General features: G+C 73.3%; 23 protein-coding genes and 1 pseudogene. 15 read left to right on the top strand and 9 right to left on the bottom strand.

From position 1 onward, the window contains the following. Positions 1–439: 439 nt before the first annotated feature. Positions 440–3100 carry a glycoside hydrolase family 97 N-terminal domain-containing protein gene (locus E1212_RS19325; protein ID WP_162605549.1) on the bottom strand — a complete coding sequence of 887 codons (2661 nt, stop codon included), beginning with the start codon at positions 3098–3100 and terminating at the stop codon, positions 440–442. Between the two features lie 151 nt (positions 3101–3251). Then, a complete protein-coding gene (locus tag E1212_RS19320; protein ID WP_131985426.1) occupies positions 3252–4976 on the bottom strand; it encodes an L-aspartate oxidase in 1725 nt (574 codons plus the stop codon). Positions 4977–5054: 78 nt separating this feature from the next. Between E1212_RS19320 and E1212_RS19315 the strand changes: the two genes are divergently transcribed. After that, positions 5055–6023, top strand: coding sequence for a LysR family transcriptional regulator (locus E1212_RS19315; protein WP_131985424.1), 969 nt, complete (start codon positions 5055–5057; stop codon positions 6021–6023). On the opposite strand, the gene E1212_RS19310 is transcribed toward E1212_RS19315, so the two are convergent. Further along, positions 5971–6351 carry a pyridoxamine 5'-phosphate oxidase family protein gene (locus E1212_RS19310; protein WP_131985422.1) on the bottom strand — a complete coding sequence of 127 codons (381 nt, stop codon included), beginning with the start codon at positions 6349–6351 and terminating at the stop codon, positions 5971–5973. The two genes, E1212_RS19315 and E1212_RS19310, sit on opposite strands and share 53 nt — an antisense overlap. Before the next feature lie 66 nt (positions 6352–6417). Next, entirely contained in the window at positions 6418–7548 is a 1131-nt protein-coding gene (locus E1212_RS19305; protein WP_162605548.1) for an epoxide hydrolase family protein, read from the bottom strand. 58 nt (positions 7549–7606) lie between these two features. Here E1212_RS19305 and E1212_RS19300 point away from each other — a divergent pair, with 58 nt between their 5' ends. Next, on the top strand, positions 7607–7951 hold the full coding sequence (locus E1212_RS19300) for an ArsR/SmtB family transcription factor (protein ID WP_203417009.1): 345 nt from the start codon (positions 7607–7609) through the stop codon (positions 7949–7951). Next, positions 7948–8427 (top strand): SRPBCC family protein, encoded by a 480-nt coding sequence (locus tag E1212_RS19295; RefSeq protein WP_131985416.1) that lies wholly within the window; start codon positions 7948–7950, stop codon positions 8425–8427. Before E1212_RS19300 ends, E1212_RS19295 begins: the two co-directional genes overlap by 4 nt. 95 nt (positions 8428–8522) lie before the next feature. On the opposite strand, the gene argG is transcribed toward E1212_RS19295, so the two are convergent. Beyond that, positions 8523–9956 (bottom strand): argininosuccinate synthase, encoded by a 1434-nt coding sequence (gene argG, locus E1212_RS19290; protein ID WP_131985414.1) that lies wholly within the window; start codon positions 9954–9956, stop codon positions 8523–8525. A gap of 619 nt (positions 9957–10575) precedes the next feature. Further along, complete coding sequence (locus E1212_RS19285; protein WP_131985412.1) at positions 10576–11145, bottom strand: ArsR/SmtB family transcription factor; 570 nt, start codon at positions 11143–11145, stop codon at positions 10576–10578. 73 nt (positions 11146–11218) lie between these two features. Between E1212_RS19285 and E1212_RS19280 the strand changes: the two genes are divergently transcribed. Genes E1212_RS19280 through E1212_RS19270 form a run of 3 tightly spaced genes read left to right on the top strand, consistent with a single transcriptional unit; the run spans position 11219 to position 13138 of the window. Continuing rightward, on the top strand, positions 11219–11935 hold the full coding sequence (locus E1212_RS19280; RefSeq protein WP_131985410.1) for an alpha/beta fold hydrolase: 717 nt from the start codon (positions 11219–11221) through the stop codon (positions 11933–11935). Continuing rightward, on the top strand, positions 11932–12471 hold the full coding sequence (locus E1212_RS19275; RefSeq protein ID WP_131985408.1) for a DinB family protein: 540 nt from the start codon (positions 11932–11934) through the stop codon (positions 12469–12471). Before E1212_RS19280 ends, E1212_RS19275 begins: the two co-directional genes overlap by 4 nt. Before the next feature lies 1 nt (position 12472). Beyond that, positions 12473–13138: a VOC family protein gene (locus E1212_RS19270; protein WP_131985406.1), complete on the top strand. Its 666-nt coding sequence runs from the start codon at positions 12473–12475 to the stop codon at positions 13136–13138. Positions 13139–13243: 105 nt separating this feature from the next. Here E1212_RS19270 and E1212_RS19265 read toward each other — a convergent pair whose 3' ends face one another. Next, positions 13244–14917 (bottom strand): alkaline phosphatase D family protein, encoded by a 1674-nt coding sequence (locus E1212_RS19265; protein ID WP_131985404.1) that lies wholly within the window; start codon positions 14915–14917, stop codon positions 13244–13246. A 185-nt stretch (positions 14918–15102) separates the two neighbouring features. Here E1212_RS19265 and E1212_RS19260 point away from each other — a divergent pair, with 185 nt between their 5' ends. The 7 genes from E1212_RS19260 (at position 15103) to E1212_RS19230 (ending at position 21665) form a co-directional block, all read left to right on the top strand. Then, the gene (locus E1212_RS19260) at positions 15103–15735 is read left to right on the top strand and encodes a M15 family metallopeptidase (RefSeq protein WP_131985402.1); all 633 of its coding nucleotides are present in this window, start codon (positions 15103–15105) and stop codon (positions 15733–15735) included. Then, entirely contained in the window at positions 15732–16955 is a 1224-nt protein-coding gene (gene alr / locus E1212_RS19255) for an alanine racemase (RefSeq protein WP_131985400.1), read from the top strand. Before E1212_RS19260 ends, alr begins: the two co-directional genes overlap by 4 nt. Continuing rightward, positions 16952–17905, top strand: coding sequence for a D-alanine--D-alanine ligase family protein (locus E1212_RS19250; RefSeq protein WP_131985398.1), 954 nt, complete (start codon positions 16952–16954; stop codon positions 17903–17905). The genes alr and E1212_RS19250 overlap by 4 nt, the downstream gene beginning before the upstream one ends. A 56-nt stretch (positions 17906–17961) precedes the next feature. Continuing rightward, positions 17962–19197, top strand: coding sequence for a sensor histidine kinase (locus E1212_RS19245; protein WP_162605547.1), 1236 nt, complete (start codon positions 17962–17964; stop codon positions 19195–19197). Next, complete coding sequence (locus tag E1212_RS19240; RefSeq protein WP_131985394.1) at positions 19194–19877, top strand: response regulator; 684 nt, start codon at positions 19194–19196, stop codon at positions 19875–19877. Before E1212_RS19245 ends, E1212_RS19240 begins: the two co-directional genes overlap by 4 nt. 82 nt (positions 19878–19959) lie before the next feature. Continuing rightward, the gene (locus tag E1212_RS19235; RefSeq protein ID WP_131985392.1) at positions 19960–20859 is read left to right on the top strand and encodes a hypothetical protein; all 900 of its coding nucleotides are present in this window, start codon (positions 19960–19962) and stop codon (positions 20857–20859) included. A 2-nt stretch (positions 20860–20861) separates the two neighbouring features. Beyond that, the gene (locus E1212_RS19230) at positions 20862–21665 is read left to right on the top strand and encodes a DUF429 domain-containing protein (RefSeq protein WP_131985390.1); all 804 of its coding nucleotides are present in this window, start codon (positions 20862–20864) and stop codon (positions 21663–21665) included. A 32-nt stretch (positions 21666–21697) separates the two neighbouring features. Here the strand turns inward: E1212_RS19230 and E1212_RS31175 are convergent. After that, positions 21698–21799, bottom strand: a pseudogene (locus E1212_RS31175) (hypothetical protein); the annotation flags it as partial. Positions 21800–21984: 185 nt separating this feature from the next. On the opposite strand from E1212_RS31175, the gene E1212_RS19220 reads away from it, so the two are divergent. After that, positions 21985–23433 carry an LLM class flavin-dependent oxidoreductase gene (locus E1212_RS19220; RefSeq protein WP_131985388.1) on the top strand — a complete coding sequence of 483 codons (1449 nt, stop codon included), beginning with the start codon at positions 21985–21987 and terminating at the stop codon, positions 23431–23433. Here E1212_RS19220 and E1212_RS19215 read toward each other — a convergent pair. Continuing rightward, on the bottom strand, positions 23420–23677 hold the full coding sequence (locus E1212_RS19215) for an SGNH/GDSL hydrolase family protein (protein WP_131985386.1): 258 nt from the start codon (positions 23675–23677) through the stop codon (positions 23420–23422). The two genes, E1212_RS19220 and E1212_RS19215, sit on opposite strands and share 14 nt — an antisense overlap. Here E1212_RS19215 and E1212_RS19210 point away from each other — a divergent pair. Next, complete coding sequence (locus E1212_RS19210; RefSeq protein WP_131985384.1) at positions 23657–23998, top strand: hypothetical protein; 342 nt, start codon at positions 23657–23659, stop codon at positions 23996–23998. The two genes, E1212_RS19215 and E1212_RS19210, sit on opposite strands and share 21 nt — an antisense overlap. Positions 23999–24237: the final 239 nt, after the last annotated feature.

Below are 24237 nucleotides of genomic sequence, written 5' to 3'. Positions count from 1 at the left end.
TCCCCGTATCGCGTGCCCGTTTCGCCCGGTTGGCCCGGTTCGCCGGACTGTGCACCGCGATGATCATCGGCGATCCGCTACATCACCAGGCGTTCTGCCACATCACCAGGCATGCAGGCCTGGTGAAGCGGCAGAAAACCTCGTGATGGCCCCGCGAACACCGGAAAATCTCAGCACGTGGACGCACGCAGGACCGCCGACCCCGCACCCGTCGCCAGACTCCCCCCGTCCCCCTGATAGCTGCCCGTTCTTAGGCCCCGGACGGGCGGGTCAAGCGGACCCCCACGGCGCGAAGCGCCACCAGGGTCCGCTTGAGGCGACCGTCCGGGGCCAAGAGAATGGGCAGCAGGGGGACGGGGGAACCCCACCCAACCCCACGGGACCATGAATGGGGAGCTCCCCGGCCGCGGGGGCAGCGGCGGGGAGCTCCCCGGATGGATCAGTTCGTGACGGTGATGCGGTCGATGTCGGGCGCGGCGCCCGCGCCGCCGGTGACGGTGACCGAGTTGCTCGCGCCGGCGTTCAGGCCGAGCCCGAGCGTGACCGTCGCGGTCGCCGTCGCGCCGCCGGTCGACGGGAACGACACCGTGACCGGGGTGCCGCCGTTGACCCGGACCTGCGCCGTGCTGTCGGCCGTCGCGGCGTAGTCGACGCGGACGGTGTGGTTGCCGGCCGCCGTCGCCGTGACGCCGTTGACCGTCACCGACCCGCCGCCGGACAGGCCCGTCACCTTCGAGCCGCCCGAGCACGCACCGCACGCCGCCACCGTCGCGCCGCCGGCCAGCGTGTTCCCGGCCGTCTCCGCCTCGGTGCGCCGCGAGACGATGAGCGCGTCGATGTCCGGCCCGTACGCCGACGGGTTGGAGAACCGGATCGTGTTGGCGCCGGCGTTCAGCGGCACGTCGATGGTCCACTTGTTGACGAACTCCCAGCCGCCGGAGTCCTTGAGCGCCTCGGTGCTGACGACGGCGCCGTTGACCTCGATCTGGATCGACCGCGGGTCACCGGACGTGTAGGTGAAGGTCAGCTCGTGGGTGCCGGCCGTGCTCGCCATGACGTTGTTGAACTGCACCGCGCCGCCGTTGCCGAGGAACCCGACCTTGGCGCCCTTGGAGCAGCCCTTGCAGGTGTCCGCGCCCGCGCCGCCGGTGATGGTGTTGCCCGGCGCCTCGGCCTCGTAGCGCACGTCGCCGCTGCCGATCTGGGCCAGTGGGGTCTTGGAGATGTGCACGGCCGCGCCGCCGGTGGCGATCATCGGCAGCGAGAGCGTGGATGCGCTGGTCACCGTCTGCGTCGTCACGCTGGAGACGCGCCCGCCGGCGTCGTCATTGAAGATCGTTGCGGTGTAGGTGCCGGAGCCGAGGAACGACAGCGGCACCGACGCCGTCCGGGCCGGGTCCGTCATCGCGCCGATGAACCAGTCGTCGCCGCTGCGCCGGGCCATGGTGACGTGGTCGCCCGGGAAGCCCTCGACCACGCGGGTCTCGTCCCACACCGTCGGGACGGCGCGCATGAGGTGCCGGCCCGGCCACTGCTCGTACGCGGCGGCGGAGTCGGAGTAGTTGACCATGCCCGACGTGAAGACGACAGCCTGCGCCAGCGTGTGCGCCTGGGTGAGGATCGAGCCGTTCAGCGAGATCATCGTCGGCGTGTAGTCCATGCCGCCGATCGGGTTGCGGACGAACGGGAACGTCGCGTCCAGCCGGGCGGTGGTGGGCGGCGGGTACAGGTAGTGCTCGGTGCCGGCGACGGCCTCGGAGGTGACGACCCACGGCCAGGTGCGGTTCTCGCCGCCCGGTTTGGTGCTGCCGTGGAAGTTCAACATCAGCTCGTGCTCGCCGGCCGCGTCGCCGATGGACTGGTACCAGCCCATGACCTCCTGCGAGTCGTTCAGGAAGAAGTCGACCTTGAGCCCGGCGACGCCGTACGCCTTGTGCTCGGCGGCCAGCGCGTCGGCCTGCGCGGGCGTGGCGAACGGCTCGGCGGTGACCCAGGCGAAGATGTCGACGTTGCGCTGGGCGGCGTACTGCGAGATGGCCGGCAGGTCCACGTCGGGGTCGTAGCAGCAGTCGACGGTGACGTACTCGAAGCCCATGGACGCGGCGAAGTCGACCATCTGCTTCTGCTTGTCGAGGTCGGCGGCGCTGTCGCCGTCGCTGAACCAGGACCACGCGGCCCGGCCGGGCTTCACCCAGTCCGCGTCGGCCGTCGCGGGCGGGTTGAGGTGTTGCACGAGGTCGGAGTTGACCAGCACGTTCAGGTCCTCGGCGATGACGGCGGCCCGCCACGGCGTCTGGAACGGGTACGTGCTCGAGATCGGGAACGCCTGGTCCGGCGTGCGCTCGACGTTCAGCAGGCCGTCGTTGGCCTGGCTGCCCTTGAGCAGCGCCGGTGCGTAGCCGGCGCCGGCGTTGTAGACGTTGGCCTCGGAGATGACGGTGAAGTACGCGTTGTCGTCGATCGACGCGAGCAGCGGCATCGTCAGCTCGGTGCCGTCGTTCAACCCCGCGGCGCTGCGGTAGACGTAGTCCTGCTCGTAGTTGCCGTTCCACACCGCGGCCCAGCCGCCGGTGGGCGCCGGCAGCCGGAACCCGCTCTTCTCGTCGGTGATGCTGACGGCGCCACCGCCGCCGGGCAGCACGTAGCGGTAGGCGACGCCGTCGTCGTAGGCGCGGACGACCAGCCGCATCGTCTGGCCGCCCTTGGTGTAGCTGAGCACCAGCTCGTTGGCGTGGTCGCGGTACGACGGTTTGGTGCCGGCGGGCAGCGTGTAGGTCTGGTCGATGGTGCTGCGGCTCTGGCTCGCGTAGGTGAGGCCGGTCGAGAAGTCGACGCCGCTGGTCGCGATGCCCAGCGGCGACTCCTCGAAGATCTGGGTGGTGCCGGCGGTGACCTCGTAGGTCAGCGCGCCGGACGGCTGCTCGTGGACGGCGAAGGTGATCTCGCCGTCCGGGGACGTGACGGTGTGCGTGGTCAGCGCCTGCGCCGGCACCACGCCGATGTCGGTCGTCATGAGCGACGCGACGACGGACGTGGTGACGACGACGGCGGCAGCGGCCAGTGTGGCGGGCCGCCTGCGGCGTCTCGAACCTGGGAACACGGCACTCCTCCTCGAGGTGCTGCGGACGGGGGCTGGGGGTCCCCCGCCGCGTGACGCTAGCCGTGACCCGGTGTCGCCCGGAATGACGAAAACGCGCCCACACCTGGAGAAAGCGATGATCATGGAGGAAACGGCCGACCGGACGCCGCGGCTACTCGACGAGCTTGCCCTCGGTGTCGACCTCGCGCATGAGGGCCGCGATCTCGGCCGGCACCGGCGGGATCTCCTCGCGGACGACCCCCGCCGTGGGCGACCACACGAGGTTGACCTGCAGCGCCGGATCGAGCTCGGGGAAGTCGCTGCGGTTGTGGCACCCGCGTGTCTCACGGCGCTCGAGCGCGGCCTCGAGGGTCGCCCGGGCGGCCAGTGCGGACGACTTCAGGTCGAAGGCGTGGGCGAGGTCCTGGAACCCGGCGATGTCGGGATGGATGCCGACGGCGCCGATGCGGGCCTCGATCTCGTCCAGCCGGGCGAGGCCGGCCCGCAGGCCGGTCTCGTCGCGGACCACGCCGGCGTGCTCGGTCATGGTGTCGCGGACGGCCCGCTGCAGGGCGCGGACGTTCTCGGGACCGTCGGCCGCCAGCAGGGTGTCGACCTCGGCGCGGGCCAGCGCCACCGCGTCGGGCGAGCGGCGCTGGGCGTCGAGGCCGGCGGAGTGCGCGACGGCCGCCCGGCCCACGATGCGGCCGAAGACCAGCAGCTCGATCAGCGAGTTGCCGCCGAGCCGGTTGGCGCCGTGCAGCCCGCTGGCCGCCTCGCCGATGGCGTAGAGGCCGTCGACGCCGGTGCCGTGGTCGTCGGGCCGGACCCACACGCCGCCCATGGAGTAGTGCGCCGTCGGCGCGACCTCGACCGGTGACGTGGTGATGTCGAGCATCTGGAACTCGAGCATGGTCTGGTAGACCCGCGGCAGCCGGGACATGATCGTCTCGCGCGGCAGGTGCGACACGTCGAGCCACACGCCGCCCTTCGCGGTGCCGCGACCCTCCTTGATCTCGGTGTACGCCGCCAGCGCGACGCGGTCGCGGGTCGACAGCTCCATGCGGTCGGGGTCGTAGCGGTCCATGAACCGCTCGCCGAGGGCGTTGCGCAGGATGCCGCCCTCGCCGCGGGCCGCCTCGGAGATCAGCGTGCCGGCCGCGTTCTCGGGCTCGATGATGCCCGACGGGTGGAACTGCACGAGCTCGGGATCGCGCAGCCGGCCGCCGGCCCCGACGGCGAGCCGGAACGCGTCGCCGGTGTTCTCGTCGCGGCGCGACGAGGTGCGGCGCCAGATCCGGGTGTGGCCGCCGGCCGCGAGGATGACGGCGTCGGCGTGGATGAGGTAGCGGGTGCCGTCGCGCAGGTCGAAGCCGTACGCGCCGAAGACGACGTTGTCGCGCACGAGGAGGCGCGTGACGTAGACGGTGTCGAGGATGGGGATGTCCAGCTCCTCGGTGCGGCGCACCAGCGTCCGCTGGATCTCCAGGCCCGTGTAGTCGCCGGCGAACGCGGTGCGCCGGAACGTGTGCGCGCCGAAGAAGCGCTGCGAGATGCGGCCGTCGGCCTCGCGGGCGAAGCTCATGCCGTAGCGCTCGAGGTCGCGGATGCCGCGCTCGGCGCCGCGTGCGACGATCTCGACCGTGTGCGGGTTGGCGAGGAGGTAGCTCTCCTTGATCGTGTCGGCGGCGTGCTGCTGCCAGCTGTCGTCGGCGTCCATGGTGCCGAGGGCGGCGTTGATGCCGCCGGCCGCGAGCGCGGTGTGGGCGTCGTGACGGGGCCGCTTGCCGACGGCGAGCACGTCGACGCCCTGCTCGGCGACCTCGATGGCCGCTCGCAGGCCCGACCCTCCCGTTCCGATGACGAGCACGGTGGTGGACAGCTGGCGTTCTCTCATGTCTTCGACGCTAGGCCGGATCCGACGATAACTCCAATGCATTGTTCAGCTCGTTTCGATGCGCGTAGGCTATGGTGTATGAACCTGGACCAGCTGCGTGGCTTCGTCGAGGTCGCCCGGCTCGGCCACTTCACCCGCGCCGCCGAGCACCTGCATCTGGCCCAGCCCTCGCTGAGCCGGCAGATCTCGACGCTGGAGCACGAGCTGGGTGCCGAGCTGTTCCACCGCGCCCGCGGGCACATCTCGCTCACCGCGGCCGGCGAGGCGCTGCTGCCGCTGGCGCGGCGCATGCTCGCCGACGCCGACTCCGTCCACCGCGAGATGGCCGAGCTGGCCGGGCTGCGGCGTGGGCGGGTGCGGCTCGGCGCCACGCCCACCCTGTGCATCAGCCTGGTCGCCGAGGCGGTCAGCGCCTTCCACGGCGCCCATCCGGGCATCGACCTGCACCTGACGGAGGGCGGCTCGCGCGCGCTGGTCGACGAGCTGGCCGGCGGCGCACTGGACCTCGCGCTCATCACCGCGTCCGAGGGACCGCCGGTCGCCGGCGCCAGCCTCACCCGCACTCCCCTGCTGACCGAGGAGCTCGTGGTCATCTCGTCGGCGGCCCGGCCACCGGTGACCACACGGGCGTCGCTCGGCCTGGCCGAGCTGGCCGGCCTGCCACAGATCGTCTTCCACGAGAGCTACGACCTGCGCGTCACGACGGAGGCGGCGTTCCGGGCCGCCGGACTCACGCCGTCGGTCGTGCTCGAAGGGGCCGAGATGGACGCGGTGCTGCGCTTCGTCGAGCGCGGCCTGGGCGTCGCCGTCGTGCCCGCGATGGTCCTGCTGGACCGGCCCGGGCTGCGCTCGGTGCGGCTCACCGGGCCGACGCTGACCCGCACCGTCAGCCTGGCGCACCGCTCCGACGTGACACCCACGCGAGCCGCCGCGGCGATGCAGCGCACGATCGTGACCACGGCTGACGCCTTCGCGGCCCGGGTGCCGGCGACGATCAGCCGTCGGCCGGCGTCGGGTCGGGGCCGCCGTTCCACACCCAGCGGGTGAACGTCTTGGCCGCCATGGCGTCGTCGACCCGGGCGTGGACGGTGTCGTCGTCGACCCGCGCCGCCGCCCCCTCGATGATCAGCACGTCGTGACCGCCGTCGATGTGCACGGCCGCGCGCGGCTCGCCCGCGAGATTGCGGCCCTTGACCGAGGCGGGATCGGTGCTGAAGTACAACCGGCCGTCGAGCCACACACCCCACAGCGGCACCACGTGCGGCCGCCCGTCGGGACGGGTGGTGCTCAGCCAGTAGTCGGAGGCGCGCTCGAGCCGGCGGCGCTGCAGCGCCCACGGGACGGGTGGGTGGCGGTCATGGCGGCACCCTCTCATCCGGCACCGACAGGGCCGCAGGTCCAGTGCAGCGCGGGCGGAGGATGCCGCGCCGGCTCCGCATCCTCAGCTGACGGCGTCGGCGAAGAACATCAGGTCGGCGGCGAGCAGGTCGGGGGCCTCGAGGGCGGCGAAGTGGCCGCCGCGCGGCATGTTGGTCCACCGCTCCAGCCGGTAGATCCGCTCCAGCCACGACCGCGGCGCGTCCTCGCGGAACCCGCGCTCGCGGCCGAACCGGGCGACCGCCGTGGGCACCTCGACCCGGGCGCCCGGCGGCAGCACCGTCGTGCCGGCCGCGCGGTTGTCGGCGTAGTCGAGCACCGAGGTCTCGATGGTGCCCGTCGCCCACCACCAGGTCAGCAGCTCGGGAAGCGCGTCGCGCCCGACCCGGGCTGCCACTGTCGGGCCGAGGGCAGGGTCGGTCCACGAGTCCCACTTGTCGAGCACCCACGCGGCCAGCCCGGCCGGCGAGTCGAGCAGCGCCGGCGCCAGCGCGCCGGGCCGCGTCGCCTGGATCTCCTTGTAGCCGTTCTCACCCCGCCACCAGGCGTCGAACCGGTCGAGGTGGTCGCGTTCCTCGGCCGTCGGCTGCTCGTCCTCTGTTAGCGACGGGCCGAGGTCGACGTTGGACAGGTGCAGCCCGGCCACGGCGTCCGGCCGGTCCAGCGCCAGCCAGGTCGCGGCGGCCGACCCCCAGTCGGTCCCGTGCGCGACGAATCGCTCATGCCCCAGGGTCGTCATGACGGCGGCCAGCTGCCTGGCGGTGTCGCGGGTGGTCCACCGTCCGGCCGGGCGTTCGGACAGCCCGTAGCCCGGTAACGACGCGACGACGACGGTGCGCGGCGCCAGCAGCGGGACCAGCCGCTCGAACTCGAGGAAGCTGCTCGGCCAGCCGTGCAGCAGGAGCAGCGGCGGCCGGTCGTCGCCGTCGTGGATCGCGACATGGACGGCGGCGCCACCCGCGCCGCCGCCGGGCCGGACGAGCAGCTGCCGGGCCCGGTTGACGCGCGCCTCGGCGGCCGGCCAGTCGAACCCCTCGGCCCACCAGCCGCAGAGCTCGCGCAGCTCGGCCGTCCGCGGGCCGAGCGCGGTGTCCGCCGCCTCGCGCCTCGGCCAGCGGGTGGCCCGCAGCCGCTCGCCCAGGTCGGCGAGCACGGCCCGATCGACCGTGACGGCCACCGGCTCGATGTCCACCATCCGCTCAGCGTAGAGGGCACGCCCGAACATCTGCTTGTATGTATATATGCTTTCGTGTATGTTCGACGCCATGGACGAGCTGCAGCACCGGCTCAGCGTGATCGCGGAGCCCAATCGCTTCCGCATCGTCGAGCTGCTCCGGACCGGCCCGCGCAGCGTCGGCGCCATCGTCGACGCGCTCGGAATGGCGCAGCCGCACGTCTCGCGGCACCTGAAGCTGCTGGCCGAGGCCGGCGTCGTCGAGGCGACCCGGCAGGCCCAGCAGCGCATCTACCGGCTGTGCCCGGAGCCGCTGCGCGACATCAGCGCCTGGGCGCAGAGCTTCACCGTCCTGTGGACCGGGCGGCTGGACCGCCTCGGCGACTTCCTCGACGACACCGACCCGAACGGAGAGCGCTCATGACCACCGACAGCATCGTCATCGACGAGCAGGCCCACACGCTGACCATCACCCGGCACTACCCCGCGGCCGCCGACCGTGTGTGGGCCGCGTGGACCGAGCCCGACGCCATCGCCCGCTGGTGGGGGCCGCACGGCTGGTCCACCACCGTCGAGCGCATGGACGTGCGCCCCGGCGGCCAGTGGTGGTACTCCATGGCCGCCGACGACGGCTCCCGCGGCCCCGTCCATCTCGTCGCCACGTACCGCGAGGTGCGCCCGCGAGAGCGGCTGAGCTACCTCGACCAGCAGGCGACCGCGGACTGGGTCGCCCGCGGCGACAGCGTCCCCACCGACGTCACCTTCACCGCCGACGACGCGGGCACACGCGTCAGCATCACCGCCGGCTTCCCCGACGCCGACGCCCTGCGCCAGGGCGTCGAGAGCGGCATGGGCGAGGGCTACCTGGAGGCGCTGGAGCGCCTCGACGCCATCGTCTGAAAGGACACACGCCGGTCCTGGTGCTGGTCGACGACGGCGGCAGCTTCCCGGGAAGGGGAGCCGCCGCCGTCGCCGATCGGCTGCGTGGTACCGGGTCAGTCGGTGCCGGCCTCCATGGCCGCCCGGTCGAGCATGACATCGTCGGCGTCGACCTCACCGCGCGAGGCGATGGCCTCGGCGCCGCCCCGGGCCAGCTCGCCGACCAGGTGCGTGGCGCCGATCAGCTCCGCGTGCGTGCTGCCGACCATGCCGAGGCCGGCGTACTGCTCGAGCTTGGCCCGCGAGTCGGCGATGTCGAGGTTGCGCATCGTCAGCTGGCCGATGCGGTCGAGCGGACCGAACGCGGAGTCCTCGGTGCGCTCCATGGACAGCTTGTCCGGGTGGTAGCTCAGCGCCGGGCCCGTGGTGTCGAGGATCGAGTAGTCCTCGCCGCGCCGCAGCCGCAGCGTCACCTCGCCCGTCACCGCCGAACCGACCCAGCGCTGCAGCGACTCGCGCAGCATGAGCGCCTGCGGGTCGAGCCAGCGGCCCTCGTACATGAGCCGGCCGAGCCGCCGGCCCTCGTTGTGGTAGTTGGCGACGGTGTCCTCGTTGTGGATCGCGTTGACCAGCCGCTCGTAGGCCGCGTGCAGCAGGGCCATGCCGGGCGCCTCGTAGATGCCGCGGCTCTTGGCCTCGATGATGCGGTTCTCGATCTGGTCGGACATGCCCAGCCCGTGCCGCCCCCCGATGGCGTTGGCCTCGAGAACGAGGTCGACGGCGTTGCTGTGCTGCTGGCCGTTGATGCTGACGGGGCGGCCCTGGTCGAAGCCGATGGTGACGTCCTCGGTGGCGATCTCGACCGCCGGGTCCCAGAACCGGACCCCCATGATCGGGTCGACGGTCTCGATGCCGTTGTCGAGGTGCTCGAGCGTCTTCGCCTCGTGCGTCGCGCCCCAGATGTTCGCGTCGGTCGAGTACGCCTTCTCGGTGCTGTCGCGGTACGGGAGGTCGTGCTCGCGCAGCCACTCGCTCATCTCGCGCCGGCCGCCCAGCTCGCCCACGAACTGCGCGTCGAGCCACGGCTTGTAGATGCGCAGGTTCGGGTTGGCGAGCAGGCCGTAGCGGTAGAACCGCTCGATGTCGTTCCCCTTGAACGTCGACCCGTCGCCCCAGATCTGGACGTCGTCCTCGAGCATCGCCCGGACCAGGAGCGTGCCCGTGACCGCCCTGCCGAGGGGGGTGGTGTTGAAGTAGGCGCGGCCGCCGCTGCGGATGTGGAAGGCGCCGCAGGTCAGCGCGGCCAGCCCCTCCTCGACCAGCGCGGCGCGGCAGTCGACCAGACGCGCGATCTCGGCGCCGTAGAGCTTCGCCCGCCCCGGCACCGAGTCGATGTCGTCCTCGTCGGCCTGGCCCAGGTCGGCGGTGTACGTGCACGGCACCGCCCCCTTGTCGCGCATCCACGCCACCGCCACGGAGGTGTCGAGGCCGCCGGAGAACGCAATGCCGACCCGCTCGCCGGCGGGCAGGGAGGTGAGCACCTTGGACACGAGCAAAAGTATGCAAGGTTCCGCATGAGTATGCAAGCCGCCGTCTGGTGATGTGGCGCACCCAAGGGGTTTCTGGTGGGGCGGGGCGTTTGCCGGGGTGATGAGGTGGGCCCCGTCCCTGCTGCCCCATTCTCTTGCCGCGACCGTGCGCCTCGAGTCCGACGATCGGGCGCTTCGCGCCGGAGAGACGGACTCGACCCGCACGGCCCCGGCCGAGAACGGGCAGCTATCAGGGGACGGGGAGGAACTGGCGACGCCTCGCCGTACGCGTGCTCGTATCGTCCGGTTCGCCGGGCTGTGGACAGCGATGATCACCAAGGATCGCCTACATCACCAGGCGTTCTGCCGCTTCACGAGGCATGCAGGCCTCGTGAAGCGGCAGCAACCCTCGTGATGGCCCCACGAACACCGGGAAATCCCCCATCGCGGACACCAGCGGGCCCGTCGGCCCCGCACCCGTCGCCAGACTCCCCCGTCCCCCTGATAGCTGCCCGTTCGTAGGCCGCGGGTGCACGGGTCACGTCCATAGCGCCCCCAGGCGCGCCGACTTGAGGCGGGTGCCCGCGGCTAAGAGAATGGGCAGCAGGGGGACGGGGAACCCAGCGCAACCCCACGACCCTCAGCTGTCGCCGTCAGGCGACGGATCGGGCAGGGCGGGGTGGTCGGTCGGGTACAACCCCGCGACGAAGGCGAAGACGGTGTCACCGGAGCGGGGCATGGTGCTGAACTCGCGGACCAGCTCCAGCACCTTCTCCCAGAACTCCATCCCCCGCTCGCGCGGTATCCGGGCATGCCGGTGGATGCTCATCATCACGTCCGCCTCGTACGCCGCCCGCGCTTCGGCCGCCGCCACGGACAGATCGTTCTCCCAGATCACCGGGTGGTCGATCTCGCCGATGCGGAACAGTCGAGCCGTCCGGCCGTAGTAGCGCTCGTCGATGGCCCGCACGCGCCGGGTCCGGACCACGCGGAGCATGCCGGCGTCGACCAGCACCCCCACGTGGTGAGCCACCGTCGATTTGGGGCGACCCACCGCCACAGCCAGCTCGGACACCGTCGCCGCCCGCTCGAGGACGAGATCGAGGATGGTCGATCGGAGCGGGTCGGACATCGCGCGCAGCTGAGCCGGAGCCGTCACGACGGCCTGGTCGTCCAGGTCGTAGTCCGGCATCGCGCGATCGATCGACATTTCCGGTCCGTTCGACTAGCTTGGATTGATCCGTTGAACTGGATCATACCGAACCCCGAGAGGGCGAACCAGCATGCACATCGTTCTGATCCCCGGCCTCTGGCTCGACGGCTCGTCGTGGGACCGGGTGATCCCCGTCCTCGAGCAGGCCGGACACATCGCACACCCGCTCACGCTCCCCGGCCTGGAGTCGAAGGACGCCGACCGCTCGAACATCACCCTGCGCGACCACGTCGACGCGGTCGTCGCGGCCGTCGACGCGGTGCCGGCGGACCAGGGCACGGTGCTCGTCGTCGGTCACTCGCTCGGCTCGGCGCTCGCCTTCGCCGCCGGCGACGCCAGGCCCGACCGCGTCGCGCGGACGGTGTTCATCGGCGGGTTCCCGGCTGCCGACGGCGAGCCGCTCGGCGAGTTCGCGGCCGAGAACGGCGAGATCCCGCTCCCGAGCTGGGAGGACATCGGCGAGGACGACCTGAGGGATCTCGACGACGCCGCCCGCGCCGACTTCCGCGCCCGCGCCGTCCCGTCGCCCCAGCGGGTCACCACCGACCCGATCCAGCTCACCAGCGACCGCCGCTACGACGTCCCGGTCACCGTCATCTGCCCGGAGTTCTCCGCCGCCGACCTGCGCGAGTGGATCGACGGCGGTGAGCCGCCGGTGCAGGAGTTCACCAAGCTCCGCGACGTCGAGTACGTCGACCTCCCCACCGGTCACTGGCCGCAGTTCAGCCGGCCCGAGGACCTCGGCCGGGCCATCAACGACGCTGCCGCGAAGGCCGGTCAGCGGTGACGGACGTGGACGAGCACGGCCGGCCGGAGCCACCGCCCAACGGCGACGAGCTCGCGACGCTGCTCGGGTTCCTCGACTTCCACCGTGCGACGCTGGCGTGGAAGTGCCGCGGCCTCGGAAGCACGGACCTCAACGCCACCGTCGGGGCCTCTGCCATCACGCTCGGCGGGCTGCTCAAGCACCTCGCCTACGTCGAGGACGACTGGTTCAGCCGCTGGCTGTTCGACCGCGAGCGCAGCGCCCCGTGGGACACCGTCGACTGGGCCGTCGACAACGACTGGGACTGGCACTCCGCCGCCGACGACACCCCTGAGCAGCTGTTCGCGCTCTGGGAGCAGGCGGTCGAGCGGTCCCGCGCGAACGTCGCCGCGGCCGTGGCCGACGGCGGGCTCGACCGGCCCACCGACCGCGCCTGGCCCGACGGCCGCTCCCCCAGCCTGCGCTGGGTCCTCACCCACATGATCGAGGAGTACGCGCGGCACAACGGCCACGCCGACCTGCTGCGCGAGTCCGTCGACGGCAGCACCGGAGAGTGACATGACCGAACCGATCACCATGCGCGTGTTCCACGCCGACGCCGAGTCGCAGGACTGGCGGGTCGTCGGCGACGGCGCCACCGCGGTCTTCCGCACGGGTTCGTTCTCCGCCGGCGCCCGGCTCGTCGAGGCGATCGCGGCGGCCGTCGGCGACGGCGTCCCCCACCGTCCCGACGTCGACCTGCAGCGCGACACCGTCACCGTCCGGCTGCTCACCGTCGCCGACGACTACATGGGCATGACCACCGACGACCTCGACCTGGCGAAGCGGATCTCGGCACTCGCCCGCGAGCAGGGCCTCGCCGCCGACCCGGGGCTGGTCCAGACGGTGCAGCTCACCGTCGACGCCCTGGTCAGCGCCGACGTCATGCCGTTCTGGGCGGCCGTGCTCGGCTACGAACGGCGCGCCGACAGCCCCGACGAGGACCTCGTCGACCCGCGCTGGCGCGGCCCGTCGATCTGGTTCCAGGACATGGACGCGCCGCGCCCGCAGCGCAACCGCATCCACATCGACGTCTGGGTCGCGCCGGAACTGGCCGAGGCCCGGGTCGCGGCGGCGCTCGCCGCGGGCGGCCGCATGGTCCGGGACGCCGGGCCCACGTACTGGACGCTCGCCGACACCGAGGGCAACGAGGTCGACGTCACGTGCGCGGCCGGGCGCGACTGACTGCCCACGGGGAGTCCGGCGGGGTCCCGGAGGATTCGACGAGGTCCGGCGCCGCGCCCGCCCGATGAGAGCGCGGCGCCGGACCGCTCAGGGGCGCGGACGGTGTCAGCGCTGCAGGTCCGCGAGCTCCTCGACGTCGTCGACCTCATAGACCGGCCCGGCGTCGCGCCGGGCCTGGGCCCGCAGCTGCGTCGTGCGCGGCTCCTGGTACTCGACGGTGACTCCGGGCCGCCCCGCCTCGACGAGGAACTGCGCCGACGTCCGCACCGTGGCGCCCTCGGGCTGCCAGACGGTGTCGACCAGCCGCAACGAGCTGAGCATCCGCTCGGAAGTCACGTCGCAGACGACGTAGCCGCGCTGGTTGTCCCAGTACTTCCAGTGCGGGCTCTCCTCGGCGATGGGCCGGTAGGTGTTCTGGAACGCCACCGGGTCGGAGTCGCCGCCCGACGAGATCGAGGTGCCGGTGATCTCCGCGCCCACGACCGGCGACGACGGGTCGTCGAAATCGGGCTCGAGGTCGGCCACCCACGTGCAGTGCCGGTCCCCCGTCAGCACGACCGGGTTGTTCACCTCGCCGCGGCCGAACAGCTCGAGCATGCGGCGTCGCTGGACGCGGTAGCCGTCCCAGTTGTCGAAGTCGAACGTGTCGACCTCGCCGGCCGTGCGGTCGTTCTGTGCCCACATCACCTGGTTGGCCAGCAGGTTCCAGCGCGTGCCGCCGTCGGTGAGGCCGTCGACGAGCCAGCGCTCCTGCTCCTCGCCGGTCATGGTGAGCGGCGCGGTCTCGGCCTGCTCGAGCGTCGTCGGCTGGTCCGAGCGGTACTGCCGGGTGTCGAGGACGTGCAGGTCGACGAGGTCGCCGAAGCGCAGCCGGCGGTACAGCTGCAGGTCCAGCCCGCGCGGCCGGGACCCGCGGCGCAGCGGCATGTGCTCGTAGTACGCCTGGAAGGCGGCCTGCCGCCGGGCCCGGAACGCCTCGGGGCTCTGCTGGGCGGGGTCCTGCGGGATCTCGTCGGCCCAGTTGTTGTCGACCTCGTGGTCGTCCCAGGTGACGATCCACGGGAAGCTGGCGTGTGCGGCCTGCAGGTTCGGGTCGGAGCGGTACTGCGCGTGCCGGTTGCGGTACTGCACCAGGCTGACCGGCTCGCCGGTGCCCTCGTGGGTGCGGACGGTGGTGGTGCGCGGCACGGACTCGTAGATGTAGTCGCCGAGGAACGCGACGAAGTCCAGATCCTCACCGGCGAGATGGTGATAGGCGGTGAAGTAGCCGTCCTGCCAGTTCTGACAGCTGGCGAACGCGAACCGCACGGCGGCGACGGAGCCGGCCGGCGCGGTCTTGGTGTACCCGACGGGCGAGATGCGGCCGCCGGCGCGGAAGCGGTAGGCGTAGGTCGCGCCGGGCTGGAGGCCCTCGACCTCGGCGTGGACGCTGTGGCCCTGCTGCGGCAGCGCGACGACCCGGCCGCGGCGGACGACGCGGGCGAACGTGTCGTCCTCGGCGACCTCCCACTCGACGGGGTACGGACGGTCCGGCATGCCGCCGCCGAACAGGGGGTCCGGGGCGAGACGGGTCCACAGCACGACACCGCCGGGCAGCGGGTCGCCCGAGGCGACGCCGAGGGAGAAGACACCGTCCGGCAGCGTGCCGCCGGTGCCGGGCGGCGCCGCGTGCGCGCCGTCGACGCGGATGAGACCGGGGACGGAGGCCGCGGCGGCGGTCGCGCCGAGGCCGGTGACGAAGAGACGACGGGACAGGGGACGCTGGGGGGAGACATCCATGGACTCACGCTTCCCGCCGGGATCAACGGGGAGGATGACAGGACGTGACCGTCCGGCGAACGTCGCGCCCGGGGACCGGGAGCGGCCCGCCCGGACCCGAGGGTCAGGGATCTCGTCCTCGGGGACAGCGGTCCGGCACCTCAGGTGGAGGACCCGGACCGGCCGCGATTCCTAGCGTGCCGGACATGACGATCCTCCTGTCCGACCCACGGGTCGCTGCCATACCCGTCGACGACGAGGGCGAGCCGCTCGTCGAGCTCCCCCCGTCGTTCGGCCCGGCGCGGGCGACCGTGCGGGTCTCACTCGCCCAGCGGCTCCTCCTGGCCCGCGACCGGCTGCCCGGCGGCGTCGGGTTGTGCGTGGTCGAGGGGCACCGCAGCGTCGCCGATCAGCGCGCGATCATCGCCCGCTACGCGGCGGAGCTGTCCGCCGTCCACTCCGGCCTGGACGGCGACCCCGTCGAACTCGAGCGCCTGACCAGCCGGTTCGTCGCCCCGGTCGCCGTCGCCCCGCATGTGGCGGGAGCGGCCGTCGATCTCACTCTGGTCGACGGCGACGGGCGCGAGCTGGACCTCGGCACCCCTATCGACGCCACGCCGGAGCAGAGTGAGGGCGCCTGCTACTTCGCCGCCACGACCATCAGCCCGGAGGCGCGAGTGCGCCGTGCCCTGCTCGCCGACGTCCTCGGGTCGGCCGGGCTGGTGAACTACCCGACCGAGTGGTGGCACTGGAGCTACGGCGACCGCTACTGGGCGCTGACGACCGGGGCGCCGGCCGCCCTCTACGGCCCCGTCAGCGCCCGCCTGGTGGCGGCATGAGCGCCCTCGCGATCGAGACGCGACCCGTCGCCGTGACCAGCCGGCCCACTCTCACCGCCGACCTCGCCGCCGTCGCCGCCAACACGCGCGACATCGCCGCCCATGCGCCCGGCGCGGCCCTGATGGCGGTCGTCAAGGCCGACGGGTTCGGCCACGGCGCCGCTGAGGTCGCCGTGACGGCGCTCGCCGCGGGCGCGACCCGGCTCGGCGTCACCAGCGTCGACGAGGCGCTGGCCCTGCGCGCCGCGGGCGTCGGCGCGCCGATCCTCAGCTGGCTGAACCCGGTCGACGCGGACTACGCGGCCGCCGTCGCCGCCGGGACCGATCTGGCCGTCCCCAGCCGCGACCACCTCGACGCCGTCGTGGCCGCGGCCACGACCGCGGGGACCGCACACGTGCACCTGCACCTCGACACCGGCCTGGCCCGCGACGGCGCTCCCCTGGCCGAGTGGGCCCGGCTGTGCCGGGCCGCGCGCCTCGCCGAACAGCGCGGGCTCCTGCGGGTCGACGGCGTGATGGGCCACCTGGCCTGCGCCGACGTGCCCGCCGACCCCTCCAACGCCACCGGCCGGACCCGGTTCGCCTGGGGCGTCGAGGTCGCCCGCGCCACCGGGCTGCGGCCGGCGCACCGGCACCTCGCCGCGACGGCCGCGACCCTCACCGACCCGCGGACCCACCACACGCTGGTCCGTGTCGGCGCCGGGCTGTTCGGCATCGACCCCTCGGGCACCGTCCGGCTGCGACCGGCGCTGACGCTGACCGCCCCGGTCGTGTCGGTCCGCCGCGTGCGGGCCGGGACGCCGGTCGGCTACGGGCACACCTGGACGGTGACGGCGGCGACGCACCTCGGGCTGCTGCCGCTCGGGTACGCCGACGGGTTGCCGCGGTCCGCGTCCGGGCCGGACGGGCGGGCCGAGGTGCTGGTCCGCGGCCGCCGCCGCCGCGTCGTCGGACTGATCTCCATGGACCAGGCCGTCGTCGACCTCGGGGACGATGCGGTCTCGCCCGGCGAGGTCGCGACGGTGTTCGGCCCCGGCGACGACGGCGAGCCGACGGCGGCCGACTGGGCCGCGTGGGCGGGGACGATCGAGCACGAGATCGTCACCGGCATCGGCGGGCGGGTCACCCGCCGGACCGTTGGCGATGAGCACCTCCACGCACCGGTACGTAGGGGTGCTCATCGCACAGCGGGTCCGACCGGACTGCGGAGCGTCCGATGAGCGCCGCCGGAACCGCCCGGGTCGCCGTCGTCGGCGGCGGGCAGAACTGCGAGCACGAGGTGTCGCTGGCCTCCGCGGCCGCCGTCGCCGGCGCGCTCGAGACCGCCGGGTACACCGTCGTGCGCCTCACCATCGACCGCGACGGCGGCTGGCGGCACGGCGACGACGGCTGCCCCGTCGACCTCGCCGACGCGATCCACGTGCTGCGGACCTGCGACGTCGCCGTCCCCGCGCTGCACGGGCCGCGCGGTGAGGACGGCACGCTCGCCGCGCTGTGCGAGCTGGCCGGCGTCCCGTACGTCGGGTCCGGCGTGCTGGCCGGCGCGCTGGCGATGGACAAGTGGGCGACGAAGCTGATCGCTGCCGACCTCGGGATCGCCATCGCGCCCGGCGTGCTGCTGACGCCGTCGGCCGCGCCCGCCTACCGCTGGACCCGTCCGGTCGTCGTCAAGCCGGTCGCGGCCGGGTCCAGCCAGGGCGTCGCGCTGGTCCGCGACGCCGCCGAGCTCCCCGCCGCGCTCGCGGCCGCCTTCGCGCTGGACGGCCGCGTCCTCGTCGAGGACCTCGTCGTCGGCCGCGAGATCGACCTCGCCGTCCTCGCCCGCCCGGACGGGTCGCGCACCGTCGCACCCGCGCTGGAGATCGTCGCCGACGGGCTGTTCGACTACGAGCAGAAGTACGGCGGGGGCGCGGACTTCCGCATCCCGGCCGCGCTCGCCGACACCGAGCGCAAGGCGCTCGAGGACGCCGCCGTCGCGATGTTCGACGCGCTCGGCTGCGCCGGCTTCGCGCGGATCGACTTCTTCCTGACCGCGGACGGGCCGGTGCTCAACGAGGTCAACACCATGCCGGGCTTCACCGAGCAGTCACAGGTGCCGAAGATGTTCGCCGCGGCGGGCGTCTCCTACGCCGAGCTGCTCGACCTGCTCGTCCGCGACGTCCTCGGATGACGAGCGTGGTTCCATTGCTGGGAGACGCCCGTACCCCACGCGCCGGAGGAACCGCCATGACGACGGACTGGCGGGCCTGGGTGCCCGACGTCACCGTCGCGGCGGTCGTGGCGTTCCTCGGGCTCTACGAGGCGGCGACGGCGTGGGTGCTGCCGGGATCACGGGTCGAACTGGTCTTCGTCGCCGTCGGCACCGCTGCCGCCGTCGGGCTGAGCCGCCGGCTGCCGGCCGCGGCACTGGGGCTGGTGTGGGCGGTGTGCGGGCTGCAGCTGCTGGCCGGCATCGACCTCATGCTGGTCCAGGTGACCATCGCCGCGGTGGCCTTCGGTACGGCGCGCTGGGGCAGCGCCGCGACGGTGTGGCTGAGCGCGCTGTCCATCCCGGTCGCCGCCATGATCGTCAGCGTCATCATCAACTCGCGCGGCCTCGGCGGCCTGGCCGACCTCGCCGGCAACCGCGGCCTCCTCGACACCGTCCGCAGCCTCAGCATGACGTGGCAGCTCGCCGCCGTCGTCATGGGGATGGCGACGCTCGGGGCGCCCTGGCTGGTCGGGCTCGCCCTGCGCTTCGGCGACCGCGCCCGCACCTCGCAGGCGTCACAGGAGGCCGCCGAGGAGGACGCCGCGCGCGCCGTCCGCGAGACCGAGCAGGCCCGCGAGATCGCCCGGTTGCGCGAAGACCAGGCCCGCCTCGCCAACGACGTGCATGATGTGGTCGGGCACTCGCTGGCGGTGATCCTGGCGCAGGCCGAGTCCGCCCAGTACCTCGACGACACCGACCCGCAGGCGCTGAAGGACACCATGGCGAAGATCGCGATGTCGGCGCGGACCTCGCTGCGCGACGTGCGGCAGGTGCTGGCCGACACCAAGCAGCCGCCCGCGCAGCCGGCCGGCCTCGACACCCTGATCGACGGCGTTCGCGCCAGCGGGCACGAGGTGGTGTCGACGGAGATCGGCGCGCCACGGCCGCTGCCGCCGGAGCTCGAGGTCGTCGCGTTCCGGGTGCTGCAAGAGATGCTCACCAACGCGATCAAGCACGGCCGGCGCGACTCCCCCGTCCACGTCGAGCGACACTGGGAGGGCGAGCTGCGCATCGAGGTGCGCAACGTCGTCGACGTCTCGCCGTTCGCGCCGTCGTCGGCGTCCTCGGGTTCCGACGGTGCCGGCCTCGACGGCATGCGCCGCCGGCTCGAGTCCGTCGGCGGACGGCTGGACGTCCGCCGGCGCGACGAGGACGGCCGCACCACCTTCACGGCGACGGCGTGGGTGCCGGTGCGATCGGGCGGCGCATGACGGCTGCTCCCGCGGGCGACATCCGGGTGCTCCTGGTCGACGACCAGGAGCTCTTCCGTGAGGGGGTCCGGGTCATCGTCGAGGCCCAGGACGGCATGACGGTGGTCGGCTCGGCCGGCGACGGGCTCGAGGCGGTCCGCCTGGTCGACCAGCTCTCCCCCGACGTCGTCCTCATGGACATCCGCATGCCCGACATGGACGGCGTCGAGGCGACCCGGCAGATCTTCCTCCCCGACCGGGTGGCACGGCGGTCGGCGCCCGTGCGGGTGGTCGTCCTGACGACCTTCAACCTCGACGACCGCGCGGCGACGGCGATCCGCTACGGCGCGAGCGGCTTCCTGCTCAAGGACACGACGCCGCTGCAGCTGCGCGACGCGATCCGCACCGTGTACGCGGGCAACGCGGTGCTGGCGCCGCAGGACCTCGCGACGCTGCTGGACGGCCAGTTCCGGTCCCGCTCCGCGGTGCCCGCGGCCTACCTGTCGCTGACGGACAAGGAGCGCGAGGTCTTCGCCGCCGTCGCGCGCGGCCTGTCCAACACCGAGATCGCCGGCCTGGTCTTCGCCAGCGAGTCGACGGTGAAGACCCACGTGGGGGCGATCCTGCGCAAGCTCGCCCTGCGCGACCGCGTCCAGATCGTCGTCTTCGCCCACGAGCACGGCCTCCTCGACCAGCCCTGAGCGCGTCGGAACTCGCTCGCTCCGCGCGACGCGGCTGAGTTGCCGCTAGAGTCCGCTCGTGACAGCCCATCATCGAACATACGTGACCCCGCGCATGACGGTCCGTGCCGCCTTCGGTCTCGCCGTCGTCACGGTGCTCACCGCGGGGTGCGGCAGCGAGACCGAGCCCGCCGGCGCCGAGGACGACGTGACGGCGACGGCGCCGGCCACGGAGTCCGCGACCCCGCAGCCGGCCGAGTTCGAGGACGTCCCGTGGGAGACGCTCCAGACCTACCTCGCCGCACCGCGCGGCCGGTACACCAAGGTCCACGGACTCAACGAGAGCGGGTCACAGACCACGATCGTGCAGGAGACGACCCGGTTCGACCTCGATGCCGGCTACGTCGAGCGGACGATGAAGATTCCCGCCGCCATCCTGCCGCCCGACATGGCGGCAGAGGCGCCGAACGGCCTCGACTTCAGCTTCATCCAGACCGCGAGCGCCTTCCTCATGTCCCACGCGAACATGCCGGAGACCTGTGACGCGAAGTGGGTCGACATGACCGAGAACGGCTTGCCGGCCATCCCGGGCCTGAGCAAGGGGGAACAGGCCCTGATCATCGAGCCGCTCGACGCCCTGAGGCGCGCGGTCGGTGAGCCGGTGCACCTCGAGACCACCGCCGAGGGCTCCAGCTACGAGATCACCCTGCCGGCCGACGCCGGGCTCACCATCTCGGCGCAGCAGCGCACCGACCCCGCGGTCGTCGACACCCTCGCGGGTCTGCAGACCACCGCCCGGGTGCTGCTGCCGGCCGACGGCGGGCCGCTCGAGGTCGGCATCGACTTCAGCCAGGTCATGAGCGCACTCGCCGGCCAGCCGTTCCCCAAGGGCACGGTGATACGCACCGACTGGACCGTCAGCACGGACCTCCGGCCCTTCGACACCAGCCTGCCCACCGACCTCGCCGACCCGAGCTGCCTCGTCGGCCCGACCGAGGGGTGAGCATGCGCACCGTCGGCGTCGATCTGAGCGCGGAGCCGGCCGGCACGGCGGTCGCCACGCTGGAATGGGCCGACGGTGCCGCCGTCGTGACCGAAGTGGCCGAGCGGGCCGACGACACCGCCGTCATCGAGGCCGTCGAGCGGGCGGACAAGGCCGGCATCGACTGCCCGTTCGGGTGGCCCCTGCCCTTCGTCGAGTTCGTGTCGGGCCACCGCGACGGGCATGTCTCCGGCCATCCCAGCCTCGAGGGGCGCGACTGGCGGCGAGAGCTGGCCAACCGCACGACCGACGAGGTCGTGCGGGAAAGCACCGGGCTGATCCCGCTCAGCGTCGCCGCCGACCGCATCGGGCACGCCGCGTTCCGGTGCGCCTGGCTGCTCTCGCAGCTCGCCGGTCGCGGGGTCGACGTCCATCGGGCCGGCACCGGCCGGGTCGTCGAGGTGTATCCCGCGGCGTCACTGAAGGTCTGGGGGCTCAGCCACCGGGGCTACAAGGGCGTCGCACACCGGCAGGCGCGCGGCGACCTGGTGACGCAGCTGTGCGCGGCGGCGCCGTGGCTCGACCTCGGCGCTCACGACGCCGCCTGCCGCGCGTCCGACCACGTGTTGGACGCCGTCGCCGCCGCCCTGAGCGCCAGGGCGGCGGCAATCGGGAAGGCCTCGGTGCCCGGCCTCGGACACGAGGCCGCGGCCGCCGTCGAGGGCTGGATCGCCGTCCCGACCGGCGGTCTCGCCGGCCTGGTCACCACCCCTGCAGGCGACCAGGCCGGTTCGACCGGGGTCAGGAGGACGAGCCGCCGGACATGATCGGGCTCGCCGGCGAGCGAGACGACGTACCAGACGCTGCCGTCGCCCTGGCCGGTCACGTCGCCGGGCGCCCGGTCCTGCGCGTACAGGTACAGCGGCGTCGGCCGACGGTGCCGCGGTCTCGCCGCCGTCACCGTCGTCGTCCGAACGGCCCGCCAGCGCGAGCACGGGTCCGGCGCCCAGGGCCGGTACCGTGCTGATCCTCATGAGGACCCCCCTGACGCCGCGGCGTTCGCGGCCACACGGTGTACTACGGGCGGTCGCCGTGCGGGGATGGCGCCGTGACCCCACCGTGACGTCCGGCGGCTAGCCTGGCCGGATGACGACGCAGCCGCCGATCCCCGATCCCGCGCTGGTGGTGCTGGTCGGCGCCTCCGGCGCGGGCAAGTCGACGTGGGCGCGGGCCCGCTACCGCGCGGAAGAGATCGTCTCGTCCGACGACCTGCGCGGCGTCGTCGGCAGCGGCCGGCACGACCTCGACGCCACGGACGACGCGTTCGACCTGCTCGACCGCATCGTCGCCGCCCGGGCCGGCCGCGGGCTCACCGTCGTCGTCGACACGCTGGGCCTCGACGCCGGCCGCCGTGGCGGCTACCTGGCGCGGGCCCGAGAGGCGGCGCTGCCCGCGGTCGCCGTCGTCTTCGACACGCCCGCCGACCTGTGCCGGGCCCGCAACGCCGCCCGCGCCCGGCCGGTTCCGGCGCCGTCGCTCGCGGCCCAGTTGCGACGCGCCGGCCAGATCGGTTCCGAGCTCGACGACGAGGGCTGGGACCTCGTCGTGACGGTGCGCGCCGACACCCCCGCGGCCGCAGCGGACGCCGTCGTGACCCCGTCGTCGGAGCGCCCGGAGCAGCGGCCGGACCGGCAGGTCATCCTCCAGGTCTCCCGCTTCCCGTGGGGCGACGACCCCGCCACCTGGCTCAAGGACGTGGCGCTGGCGGCCGACGCCGCCGGGTTCGCGGGCCTGGCGCTGATGGACCACCTGATCCAGATCCCGCAGGTCGGCCGCGCGTGGGACCCCATCCCGGAGCCGTTCACCACGCTCGGCATGCTCGCCGGACTCGGCACCGGGCTGCGGCTCGGCCCGCTGTGCACGCCGGTGACGTTCCGCCGCGGCGGCATCATCGCGAAGACCGTCGCCACACTCGACGTGCTGTCCGGCGGGCGGGCGTTCGTCGGCATCGGAGCCGGCTGGTTCGGCCGCGAGCACGAGGTGCACGGCCTGGCGTTCCCGCCGCCCAAGGAGCGCCTCGACGAGCTCGAGGCCGCCGTCGAGACCATGCGGGCGCTCTGGGCCAGCGGCACCAAGGCGTACTCCGGTACGCGCGTCGAGCTGCCCGAGACGACGTCGTACCCGCGGCCCGTGGGTGCACCGCCGATCATCGTCGGCGGGGGCGGCGACCGGTCGCTGCGCATCGCCGCCGAGCTGGGCGACGCCTGCAACCTGCGCACCGACGACGGCTTCGACGAGAAGCTGGCGCTGTTCGAGAAGCACCGCGACCGCACCGGCCGCGACGTCGCCGTCACCGTCCTCGACCTGCCCATCGTCGGCCGCGACCGCGACGACGTGTGGCGGCGGGTCGAGCGGGCCCGCGGCAACGCCCCGGCCGCCGCGTACGCGCGCAAGCACCACGCGTCGACGGCGCAGGCGACGGCCGAGCGCTACCAGGAGCTGTTCGCCCGCGGCGTCCAGACGATCTTCGTCGCCGTCCAGGACCTCGCCTCCCCTGACGACGTGCTCGCGCTCGCCCCGATCACCGCCCGCTGACGCCGTCGAACAGCGCCGTCTCGAGCAGCTCGCACCACGCGGTGATTCCTGCCGGCGACGGGTGCACGCCGTCGGCCAGCCAGTCGTCGGTGACGACGGCGGCCCAGTCCACGACGACGAGGTTCGGGTGCAGCTCGGCGACGGCGCGCAGCTGGTCGTTGATCCAGTCCGAGTTGTGCCGGTCGGCCGCGCGCTGCGCCGCGTCGCCCCGCCAGCGGTCGACGTGGACGGTGAGCCAGTACACCGGGCGGCCGTCCGCCGCGGCCAGGACCCGCTCGACCTGCCGCCACCAGCCCAGCGGCGCGAGACGTCGTTCGCGCCGCTGACCACGACGACGCCCCGGTCCGGGATCAGCGCGGCGTTCTCGACCAGCCAGTCCACCGCCGGCGCCGTCGGCCGGCCCGGGTGCGCGTTGACGGCCACCGGCAGGCCGCGTGCGACGGCGGCGACGCGGGCGGCCAGCTCGGCCACCGTCGCGCGGGCGATCGAGTCGCCGACGACCAGGACGCCATCGCCCTCGACGACGGCCCGGAACCGCCCCGGGTCGCTGATCCGCGGCGTGTAGTCGCGCCACTCGCCGAGCGCGCCCGAGCCGGGCACCGTCCGGTCCTCGGTCAGCGCCGGCGGCAGCGCGGTGGCCAGTACGGGCGGACGCGCGCGTGCGGACGGTGCCGGTGCCGGCTCGGCGGCCAGCGGCGATGGGACGGCCAGCGGCGATGGGACGGCCAGCGGCGACGGGACGGCCAGCGCAGCGACGTCGTCCGCCGGGGCGGCGCCGGCGGACGCGCAGCCGGCCACGACGAG

Origin of the sequence: Jiangella ureilytica, assembly GCF_004348545.1 — a bacterium.
GTDB classification, from domain to species: Bacteria; Actinomycetota; Actinomycetes; order Jiangellales; family Jiangellaceae; genus Jiangella; species Jiangella ureilytica.
Note: the sequence above shows the minus strand (reverse complement) of the source record. Positions and strands in the feature narration are given on the sequence as shown.